At 74.0% G+C, this 9,796-nt stretch carries 10 protein-coding genes; 2 read left to right on the forward strand and 8 right to left on the reverse strand.

The window, feature by feature from the left end:
- The 3 genes from ABD194_RS00155 to ABD194_RS00165 all read right to left on the reverse strand — a co-directional run.
- On the reverse strand, positions 1–312 hold a 312-nt coding region (locus tag ABD194_RS00155), incomplete at its 3' end, for a VOC family protein (protein ID WP_343985688.1).
- A gap of 50 nt (positions 313–362) precedes the next feature.
- Positions 363–1,133, reverse strand: coding sequence for a VOC family protein (locus ABD194_RS00160; RefSeq protein ID WP_343985692.1), 771 nt, complete (start codon positions 1,131–1,133; stop codon positions 363–365).
- Between the two features lie 26 nt (positions 1,134–1,159).
- Complete coding sequence (locus tag ABD194_RS00165; protein WP_343985696.1) at positions 1,160–1,714, reverse strand: low molecular weight protein-tyrosine-phosphatase; 555 nt, start codon at positions 1,712–1,714, stop codon at positions 1,160–1,162.
- A gap of 131 nt (positions 1,715–1,845) precedes the next feature.
- Between ABD194_RS00165 and ABD194_RS00170 the strand changes: the two genes are divergently transcribed.
- Both ABD194_RS00170 and ABD194_RS00175 read left to right on the forward strand, forming a co-directional pair.
- Positions 1,846–2,304: a YybH family protein gene (locus ABD194_RS00170; protein WP_343985699.1), complete on the forward strand. Its 459-nt coding sequence runs from the start codon at positions 1,846–1,848 to the stop codon at positions 2,302–2,304.
- Positions 2,305–2,313: 9 nt separating this feature from the next.
- The gene (locus ABD194_RS00175; RefSeq protein ID WP_425579918.1) at positions 2,314–3,699 is read left to right on the forward strand and encodes an MFS transporter; all 1,386 of its coding nucleotides are present in this window, start codon (positions 2,314–2,316) and stop codon (positions 3,697–3,699) included.
- 108 nt (positions 3,700–3,807) lie between these two features.
- On the opposite strand, the gene galE is transcribed toward ABD194_RS00175, so the two are convergent.
- The 5 genes from galE to cydD all read right to left on the reverse strand — a co-directional run.
- Positions 3,808–4,824: a UDP-glucose 4-epimerase GalE gene (gene galE / locus ABD194_RS00180; RefSeq protein WP_343985701.1), complete on the reverse strand. Its 1,017-nt coding sequence runs from the start codon at positions 4,822–4,824 to the stop codon at positions 3,808–3,810.
- Between the two features lie 76 nt (positions 4,825–4,900).
- Positions 4,901–5,797, reverse strand: a complete 897-nt coding sequence (locus ABD194_RS00185; RefSeq protein ID WP_343985704.1) for a M56 family metallopeptidase — start codon at positions 5,795–5,797, stop codon at positions 4,901–4,903.
- Positions 5,798–5,842: 45 nt separating this feature from the next.
- On the reverse strand, positions 5,843–6,253 hold the full coding sequence (locus ABD194_RS00190; RefSeq protein WP_343985707.1) for a BlaI/MecI/CopY family transcriptional regulator: 411 nt from the start codon (positions 6,251–6,253) through the stop codon (positions 5,843–5,845).
- A gap of 12 nt (positions 6,254–6,265) precedes the next feature.
- On the reverse strand, positions 6,266–8,155 hold the full coding sequence (cydC, locus tag ABD194_RS00195) for a thiol reductant ABC exporter subunit CydC (protein ID WP_343985711.1): 1,890 nt from the start codon (positions 8,153–8,155) through the stop codon (positions 6,266–6,268).
- Positions 8,152–9,796: thiol reductant ABC exporter subunit CydD (gene cydD / locus ABD194_RS00200; RefSeq protein WP_343985715.1), on the reverse strand; the 1,645-nt coding region annotated here is incomplete at its 5' end. The genes cydC and cydD, both read right to left, overlap by 4 nt.

The following is a 9,796-nucleotide window of genomic DNA, read 5'->3' on the forward strand; positions in this document are numbered from 1 at the left end:
GTCCATCGGCTCCAGGAAGAAGACGCCTCCGGCCGTCCTGGCCTGCTCGGCCGTCTCGTCGACGTCGTCGCTGGCGAGGTAGACGGTCCAGGCGTTCACCTGGCTGGCGTCGTCGGGGTTCCTCGCCATCGCGCCGGCGACGGCGTGGCCGTCCTTGCGCGCCATGACGTAGCCACCGGCCTCGGGCGGGAGGTCCTCGAACGTCCAGCCGAACAGTCCGCCGTAGAAGTCACGGGCGCCCTGCAGGTCGTCGACCATGACGTCGGCCCAGCACGGCGTGCCGGCCGCGAAGCTCTCCTCGTGGACTGGCATGGGTGGTCCTCCTGTGGCGTGCGGGCGGTGCTGGTGCGGTGCGGTGGTGCTCAGTCGAGGTCCGGGACGAGGAGGGAGAAGACCTCTCCCTCGGGCCCGGCCAGCACCGCGCCGATCCCGTAGGGGCCCTCGAAGGGCTCCTGCAGGAGGGTGGCGCCGAGGTCGAGGGCGCGCGCGACGTCCTCCTGGAGCTCGTGCGTCGCGAACGAGACGACCCAGTGGGACCGGATCTCCGCGGGCCACTCGTCGTCGATCTCGGCGAGGCCGTAGGCCGGGTTGCCGTCCTCCGTGCGGGCGGTCGCCCAGCGCGGGCCGTCGGGCTCGGTCTCGTCGGTGAAGGCGTGGCCGAAGACACGCAGGTGGAAGTCCTGCACGACGTCGTAGTCGCGCGTCAGCAGCTCGTTCCACGTGAGCGAGCCCGGCTCGTCGAGGACGCCGCTGCCGAGGAGGTCGCCCGGCTGCCACACCCCGAAGTAGGACCCGCCCGGGTCGACGGCGACCAGGGTCCGGGACAGGGCGCCGAGGGGCACCGGCCGGCCGAGGGTGCGCCCCCCGTAGGCGTGGATGGCGCGCGCGGCCACCGCGAGGTCACCGACGCGCAGGTAGGTGGTCCACTGGCTCGGGACGGGGGCGTTCGGGGGGCGGCGGCTCAGGCCGGCGACCGGCTGCCCGTCGAGCAGCGCCATCGTGTAGCCGCCCGTCGCCGGGTCACCCGTCACCCACTGCCAGCCGAACAGCGTCCCGTAGAACGCGCGTGCGCGGGGCACGTCAGCGGCGAGCAGGTCGACCCAGCACGGTGAGCCGTAGGGGTAGTCGGGCATGATGACGTCGAGGCCTCACATCGGGGTCAGGACCGCTCCCAGTCCACCTTGTCGTCGAGGCGGCCGGCCAGCCGGCTGTCCAGCTGGTCCCTGATGTGCGCAAGGATGCCACGGCAGGCGGCCTCCACCTCCGCGAAACACCGGGCGAAGTGCTCCTCGCTGCCGTACCAGGGGTCGTCGGTCTCCAGCGTCCCGGCGGCGACCGCTTCGGGGTCGAACTCGCGGACGAGCCGGATCTTGCCGCGGTCGTCGGGAGTGCGCGCGAGGCGTCGCAGGGTCCGCACGTGGCCGGAGTCGGAGGCGAGGACGAGGTCGAGCTCGTCGAACTCCGCCGGGTCGAACTCGCGGGCGCGGTGGCGGGAGGCGTCGTAGCCGTGCGAGGCCAGGGTGGCGACGGTGCGCGGGTCGGCCTGCTCCCCGACGTGCCAGTCCCCGGTGCCGCTCGAGCTGACCCGCACGTGGTCCGCGAGACCGGCGTCCTCGACCATGCTCTGGAGGATCACGTGACCCATGGGGGACCTGCAGATGTTGCCGCTGCACACGAAAGTGACGCGGACGGGCCGAGACGACATGATCCCCATTCAACACTGCAGATCGCGGGTAGAGACGGGAAGCGACGAGACTCGTTGAACGCGGTCCCCGAGCACGGCGCCCACCCGGTATGTGGCGGTGTGTCCTCCGGCTGTCGGTGGCCGGTGACACGGTGTGGCCCATGACGACGTGGCCCATGACGACGACGCAGCCGAGCCCCTTCGTGGCGGCCTCTCCGGAGGACCTCGAGCCCGCCTTCGCCGCCGCCGTGGCCGCCGGCGACCTCGACGCCATCGTGGGGCTGTATGCCGCTGACGCCGTCGTGAGCCTGCCGCGCGGTCGCGAGGCGGCTGGCCACCCCGCGATCCGGGAGGCCTTCGCCGCCGCGCTGGCCGCCGGGGTCCTGCACGAGAGCGGCGCGTGCGGCGAGGACGCGTCGTCGGTCCCGGCGGTCTCGGTCCGGGCGCTCGTCACGGGCGACCTCGCCATGACGACGTCGTCCCGCGCGGACGGCAGCGTCTGCACGCAGGTGGCCCGGCGCGGAGCCGACGGGGGTTGGCTGTGGGTCCGGGACGGCTCGCGGCTGCGCGACGCCGACGCGTGCCTTCCCTCCGCGTCGAGGGGCCTCGTGGTGGCGTAGTTTCGCTCCGTGACCGACGCATCCTCGGGGCCTGACGCGCCCGCGCCCGTCCAGGGCGGCGATGCGGCCGGCGCGGTCGGCACGGCTGGCAGCACGCGTCGCTCGCACTTCGTCGACCTGACGCCGCTGCGCTCCAGTCCCCCGTTCGCCCGGCTCTGGGCCGGCAACACCCTGGCCGGCATCGGCACCTTCGTCACCAACACCGCCGTCGGGCTGAACATCTACGACCTGACCCATTCGACGTTCATGGTCTCGCTCGTCGCCTGGTTCTCGCTGCTGCCGATGATCGTCGCCGGTCTCTACGGTGGTGCGATCGCCGACCGCTTCGACCGCCGGTCGGTGGCCCTCATCGCCAGCACCGTGGCCTGGGGCTCGACGCTCGCGCTCGCGACCCTCGCCTGGGCCCAGGTCCACGTCGTCTGGGCGTTCTACGTCATCACCACCGTCAACGCCGTGGCTGCCACGATCGCCTCGGCCACGCGCCAGGCGATCACCCCGAGGCTGCTGCCGGCGGAGCTGCTGCCCAAGGCGGCGGCGCTCATGGGCATCTCGGGCGGGGTCATGGTGACGGTGGGGCCGGGTGTGGCGGGCGTGCTCGTCGCGCGGTCCGGCTACGCCTGGACCTACACGGTTGACGTCGTGCTGTTCTTCGCCGGCTTCTTCGGGCTCTGGACGCTCCCGCGCATCCGGCCGGAGGGGGAGGTGCCGGCCGCCGGAGGGTTCCGCTCGGTCGTCGACGGCCTCGCGCACCTGCGCCGGTCACCCAACGTGCGGATGAGCTTCATCGTCGACATCATCGCGATGACCTTCGGCCAGCCGATGGTCCTCTTCCCCGCGGTGGGGGCCGTCGTCATCGGCGGCGGGTCCGTCACGGCCGGCATCCTGCTGGCCGCCTTCGCCGTCGGCGGCATCGTCTCGAGCCTCGTCTCCGGCCGGGTGACCGGCCTGCGGTGGCAGGGCCTCGCCATCCGCAACGCGATCGTCTCCTACGGCCTGGGCATCCTCGGCTTCGGCGCCGTCCTCGCGGCCACCGAGCTCGGAGGGCACGCGGTCGAGTCGATGGACTTCGGCGCGGTCAACCGATGGGCGCTGGCGGTCGCGGCCCTCTGCCTGGCCGTCGCCGGAGGGTCCGACAACATCAGCGCCATCTTCCGGCAGTCCATCCTGCAGTCGGCGGTGCCCGACCACCTGCGGGGGCGCACCCAGGGCGTGTTCACCGTCGTGGTGACCGGCGGCCCGCGCCTCGGGCAGATGTTCGCCGGCACGCTCGCGACGCTCACGGCCACCTGGGTGCCCTCGGTCGTCGGTGGAGCGCTCGTCGTGCTGCTGGTCGTCGTGACCGTGGCGCGCGTCCCCTCCTTCCGCGACTACGACGCGCTCGATCCCCAGCCCTGACCACGCCCGGCTGCCGCCGGACGGAGCTGAGCCGTGAGTCAGGGCTGTGCGTGCTTCGAGGGCTCATGGTCCCGGGCAGCGCGCACCCGCTCGCGGCGTGGGGTCGGGTCAGGCGTCGGGGTAGCCCTGGGGGTTGGCCTGCTGCCAGCGCCAGGTGTCGACGCACATGTCGTCGACCGTGCGCGTGGCGGTCCAGCCCAGCTCGGCGTTGGCCTTGCTCGGGTCGGCGAAGGACACGGCGACGTCGCCGGCGCGGCGCGGCACGACGCGGTAGGGCAGCTCGTGGCCGACCGCGCGCTCGAAGGCGTGCAGCATCTCGAGCACCGACGTGCCGTGCCCGGTGCCGAGGTTCCAGACGCCGACCGGCTCGTCCATGGTGCCGAGCCTGGCCAGCGCCGCGAGGTGGCCGGCGGCGAGGTCCTCGACGTGGATGTAGTCGCGCTGCCCGGTGCCGTCGGGGGTCGGGTAGTCGTCGCCGTAGACCTGGAGGTACTCGCGCCGGCCGACGGCGACCTGGGAGATGTAGGGCACGAGGTTGTTGGGGATGCCCTGCGGGTCCTCGCCGATGGTGCCGCTGGCGTGGGCGCCCACCGGGTTGAAGTAGCGCAGCAGCCCGAACCGCATGCTGGGGTGGGCGGCCGCGACGTCGCGCAGGATCTGCTCCTGCATGACCTTGGTCCAGCCGTACGGGTTCGTGGCCGAGGTGGTGCGGTCCTCGGTGGCGGCCTCCTGGTCGAGTCCGTAGACGGTGGCCGAGGAGGAGAAGACGAGCTTGTCGACACCGTGGCGGCGCATCGCGCGCACGAGCGAGAAGGTCGAGCCGAGGTTGTTCTCGTAGTACTCGAGCGGCAGCTCGACGCTCTCGCCGACGGCCTTGAGCCCGGCGAAGTGGATGACGGCGTCGATGTCCTCGTGGGCGAAGAGGTTCTCGGTCTTGTCGCGGTCGGTCAGGTCGAAGGCGTGGACCGGCAGGTGGGTGCCGGTCAGGGCCTCGATCCGGTTGACCACCGTGGGCTTGCTGTTGGCGAAGTTGTCGACGATGAGCACGTCGTGCCCTGCCGCGACGAGCTGGACCACGGTGTGGGAGCCGATGTAGCCGGCGCCGCCGCTCACGAGTACGCGCATGGCGTCACCCTACCCACGCGACAACTCTGGCCGCCGACGCCTCGGGTCGGCTCGGCACGGCTCGGGTCGGCTCGGCTCAGACGACGGTGAGCTCGGCGATCGCGAGGCCGTAGAGCGAGAGGGGCAGCGCCACGAGGACGGCCGACACGGCATACATGGTGGCGGCGACCACCGCGACGGGCAGGCCCGCGATGTGCTGGGCGTCGAGCAGCCCGATGCGCGCGGTGGCGACGCGCGTGCCGCCTCCCATGGCCATCGAGCCGGCAGGCCCCGTCCCGCCGGCCATGGCGACGATGGCGCGGCCGGTGCTGACCGGACCCGCCCGGCGCACGGCGGCGCGGTCGGCGAGGACCTCGATGAGCAGGTGCACCTCGAGCAGGGCGGCATCGCAGCGCAGGAAGCCGGGCATCGCCTCGTGGACCACGGTGAAGAACTCCATGACCAGGTCGTGCCGGGCGGCCAGGTGCGCGCGCTCGTGGGCGATCACCGCGGAGAGCTCGTCGGGCTGCAGGCGCTCGAGGGTGCCCTGGGTGAGGACGACGCGGCGGCGTACGCCGGGGACGCAGTACGCCGTCGGGGTGGTGTGCTCCAATACGCGCATGTGCCGGTCGGCGCCCTCGCCCGGCACGCCGAGCAGGTCGACGAGGTCGCGGTGACGCCGGCGGGCTGCCCTGAGGTTGCGTCCCACCCGGTCCGCCGACAGCAGCAGCCGCACGGCCACCATGCCGCTGAGGGCGGCGGCGATGGCGAGCACGGGCCACTGCTCGGAGAGCCGCATCTGCCGGCCGACGGCGGCGGGGATGGCGGCCGGCGCGGCCAGCAGGGCGGCGAGCACGGCGGCGACGGCCGTCGACTGCCAGAGCACGAGGGCCGCCCGCGGGGCGCGTCGCAACGCCGTCGCCCGCGCCAGCGCGCGCGGCACCGGCCACGCGAGCAGCACCGCGAGGACGACGAGGGAGGCGACGAGCAGCACGGGATCAGTGTGGAGGCTCGGTGAGGCCGTGGCGGCGGTTGTGCGTCAGCCGGCGAGGTCGGGGCGGCGGGCCTCGAGCTCGGCGAGCGCGGCCTTGAGCTCGTCGATCTCCTCGGGCGTGGACTCGTCGAGGAAGTGGAGCAGCGCGGTGCGCCGCTTGTCGCCGGCGAGCTCGCCGAGCGTGTGGTGCAGCGACTCGGACGTCAGCTCGGCGCGGGTCGAGGCCGCGGTGTAGCGCCAGGCACGGCCGTCGCGCTCGCGGTTGACGAGGTCCTTCTTGGCCATCCGGTCGAGGACGGTCATCAGGGTCGTGTAGGCCAGGCCTCGGTCGACACCGATGGCGTCGTGGACCTCGCGCACGGTGCGGCCCTCGGGGTGGGCGTCGGCGGTCGTCCAGAGCTCTTCCATGACGGCGCGCTCGAGGTCGCCGAGACGGTTGCGGGGCGTGGTGGGCATGAGGACTCCGATCTACCGACGGGGTGGGCCGTCGTCGTGCGTGTGGTCGTGCTCGTCATCGTCGCGGTGGCGGTCCGTGTCGTGGTCCGTGTCGCGGTCCGTCGGTGCGGCGGTGATCAGGGACATCGTGCCCGAAGGACGCCCGATCTCCCAGACCCGGTCGAAGAGGTCCGCGCCGTCGTCGCGGTGGGTCACCATGACGATGGTCTGCGCGGGCTCGTCCGGGTGCGCTGTCGGGTGCGCTGTGGGGGAACCGCCGGTCGTGCTTGCCCGGCGCGTGAGGTCACGCACGACGGCGCGCGCCGTCGGCGGGTCGAGGTGCGCGACGGGCTCGTCGAGGAGCACGACCGGCCGAGCGCTGACGTGGGCCCGCGCGATGCCGAGCCTGGCCCGCTCGCCTCCGGAGAGCCCACGACCCCCCGCTCCCAGGACCGTGTCCAGGCCGTCGGGCAGCGACTCGAGCAGGTCGGCAAGGCCGGCCGCCCGCAGCGCGCGCTCGAGCTGGGCATCGTCGGCCCCGGGACGCGCCACCGTCAGGTTGTTGCGCAGCGTCGTGGCGAAGACGTGGGTCTCGTCGTCGACCACCGCGATGCGGGCACGGGCCTGCTCGAGAGGCTGGTCGAGCACGTCGCTGCCGCCGAGCCGGTAGCTGCCTCCCGACGGGTCGAGGTGCCGGGCGAGCACCGCGAGCAGCGTCGACTTGCCGCTGCCGTTGGCTCCCGTGATGGCGAGGCGGCTGCCGGCCGGCACGTCGAGGTCGGTGGGCGCGAGGTCGGTGCGCTCGTCGGTCCACGACGCCGTGAGCCGGCGGGTCTCGATGTCGCTGCCGTCGATGCCGGCGTATGCCGCGCGCTCGGCTCTCGCCTCCACGGTGCCGTCGTGCGGGCGGCGGGGCTCGTCGGCCACGGCCGGTGCGAGGTCGAGCAGCGCGGAGAGTCGGTGCTCGCTCCCGCGGGCGCGAGCCAGGGCCCGCATGGCATCGACCAGCGGCGTGATCGCCTCGGACACCGCGACCGGTGTCAGCACGAGGAGCGCCTTGACGGGGGTCGACACAGGGAGGCCCTGCGCGATGGATGCCGTCAGGGCGACGGCCGCGCCGACGGCGAGGAGGAAGAGCGAGGCGGCGGCGGCGCGCCCGGCGCTGATGCGGCGAGTCGCGCGGTCGAGGGTCGCATGCGCGTCGTCGAGCCAGCCGAGGGCGGTCGCCCAGCCGCCGACGGCGCGCAGTTCCGAGGCCTGGCTGGCCATCAGCTCGCTCACGCGGGTGACCTCCGCACGGGCGGCGAGCAGCTCCGGGAGCGAGCGCGACTCCAGGTGCGCGGCCAGTGCGCTGACGACGCACACGACGATGCCGAGCCCGAGCATGACGAGGCCGACCGGCAGGGCCAGCGCCATGGTGAGGGCGACGACGATCCCTCCCGCCACGGCCGTCGAGATCACCGGCACCGTGACGCGGACCTGCGCGTCGACGACGTCGGTGAGGTCGTCGACGACGCCGGTCAGCACGTCGGAGCGGCGGCGCCGTCCGAGCCGGGCGGGGGTGAGGGGGATGAGCGCCTCGTAGGCGGAGGTGCGCCGCTCGGCCAGCATCGCCAGCGCGGCGTCGTGGCTGGTCAGCCGCTCCCAGTAGCGGAAGACCGGCCGCGCGATGCCGAAGGTGCGCACCGCCACGATCGCCGTCAGCAGGGTGAGGATCACCGGGCGCTCGGCGGCGCGGACGATGAGCCAGCCGGAGGTCGCGGTGAGCGCCATGCCCGCCGCGGTGGCGATGCCGCCGAGCAGACCGCCGCGGACGGTGCCGGCCGAGGGCCACCAGACCCGCCGGTGCACGGTGCCGGGTCGAGGTGACGGCGAGGCGGGCTCCGGGTGCGGCATCACCTCGAACCGCGGGGTGGCGCTCATCGGTCAGCCCCCTCTCGCGTCGACCGAGTGGGTTCGCTCTCCGCATACCCCGCTACCGCGGTTCGAGGTGATCCGGAGTGGGTACCGTGCCTCGGGATCACCTCGAACCGGGATTCGTGGGGCGCGGTGAGGACGATGCGGTGGTCGGCGTGGGCGAGCAGCTCGCCCCGGTGGGTCACGGCGATGACGACGCGCCGCTCCGCGAGCTGGGCGACGAGAGCGGCGACCTGCTCGGCGCCCGCCGGGTCGAGGTGCGCGGTGGGCTCGTCGAGGAGCAGGACGGTCTCGGGGGAGAGCCAGGCACGGGCCAGCGCGAGGCGCTGGCGCTGGCCGGCGGACAGGCCGAAGCCGTCGTCGCCGAGGTCGGCGGACAGCCCGCCGGGCAGTGCTGCGACCACGCCGTCGACCTCGACGGCCCGGAGCGCCTCCCACAGCTGGTCGTCGGTCACCGGGTGGCCGATGGTCAGCGCAGCGCGCACCGACCCGGTCGCGAGGAAGGGTCGTTGCGTCACGTAGTGCGACGCCGGCGCCTCGACGGTGCCCGTGGTGGGGCGCCTCAGCCCGGCCAGGAGGTCCAGCAGCGTCGACTTGCCGACTCCCGAGGGACCCGTCACCACGGTGAGCCCGGGCCCGGCCACCAGGTCGAGGTCACGGAGCACGGGTGTGGGCGAGCCGGCATACGCGTACGACACGCCGGTCAGCCGGACCTCCGTGAGCCGCCCCCGCGCCCCCGGCGCCCGACCGAACGCGGCGTTCGGGGAGGAGGGAGCGGCGGGGGAGGGCTCGAGCTGGGCGAGGATCGACTCGAGGGCGACGGCGCCGTCGGCGGCGGCGTGGTACTCGGCGCCGACCCGCCGCACGGGCCAGTAGGCCTCGGGCGCGAGCAGGATCGCGACGAGGCCGGGCCCGAGCGCCATGGAGCCCGTCGAGAGCCGCAGGCCGACGGTGACAGCGACGATGGCGACCGACATCGTCGCGAGCAGCTCGAGCGCGGCGGACGACAGGAAGGCGATGCGCAGCGTCTCCATCGTGGCGCGGCGGTGCCGGTCGCTGACCTCGCGCACCGTCGTGGCCTGGCGGCGGGCGCGGCCGTACGTGACGAGGGTCGGCAACCCGCGGACGACGTCGAGGAAGTGACCCGAGAGTGCCGCCAGCGCTGCCCAGCGGCGCTCGGTGGAGGTCGCCGTCGCCTTGCCGATGAGCACGGCGAACACGGGCAGCAGCGGCAGGGTCAGCGCGACCACGAGCGCGCTCGGCCAGTCGACGACGACGAGCGTCGCGACGGCGAGCGCCGGCACGACGGCTGCGGTCACGAGCGTCGGGAGGTAGCGGGCGGCATACGGCTCGACGGCGGCCGTGCCCGCGGTGGCGAGGGACACGGCGGCGCCCGGCTCGAGGCGCGAGTCGGTATCGAGGGTGCCCCACCGGCGCAGCAGCGCCGCCCGCAGCGCGGAGGACACCGACACCCCGGCCCACGCGGCGACCCGCTCGGTGACGGCGGCCAGCACTGCGCGCACTGCGAAGAGGGCGAGCAGCCAGGCGGCCGCGGTGCCGAGGCCCGAGCCGTCGACGACCGCGACGACGACCGCCGAGAGCGCGAACGCGGTGGCGATCGTGGCACCACCGGTCGCGACCCCGGTC

The sequence above is a fragment of the Terrabacter terrae genome, assembly GCF_039529575.1.
GTDB lineage: Bacteria > Actinomycetota > Actinomycetes > Actinomycetales > Dermatophilaceae > Terrabacter > Terrabacter terrae.

What these genes read in the sequence shown, in the direction of transcription:
- ABD194_RS00160 (WP_343985692.1), bottom strand. Translation starts at nt 1,133, where the DNA reads ATGCCCGACTACCCCTACGGCTCACCGTGCTGGGTCGACCTGCTCGCC.
- ABD194_RS00165 (WP_343985696.1), bottom strand. Translation starts at nt 1,714, where the DNA reads ATGGGGATCATGTCGTCTCGGCCCGTCCGCGTCACTTTCGTGTGCAGC.
- ABD194_RS00170 (WP_343985699.1), top strand. Translation starts at nt 1,846, where the DNA reads ATGACGACGTGGCCCATGACGACGACGCAGCCGAGCCCCTTCGTGGCG.
- galE (WP_343985701.1), bottom strand. Translation starts at nt 4,824, where the DNA reads ATGCGCGTACTCGTGAGCGGCGGCGCCGGCTACATCGGCTCCCACACC.
- ABD194_RS00190 (WP_343985707.1), bottom strand. Translation starts at nt 6,253, where the DNA reads ATGCCCACCACGCCCCGCAACCGTCTCGGCGACCTCGAGCGCGCCGTC.
- cydC (WP_343985711.1), bottom strand. Translation starts at nt 8,155, where the DNA reads ATGAGCGCCACCCCGCGGTTCGAGGTGATGCCGCACCCGGAGCCCGCC.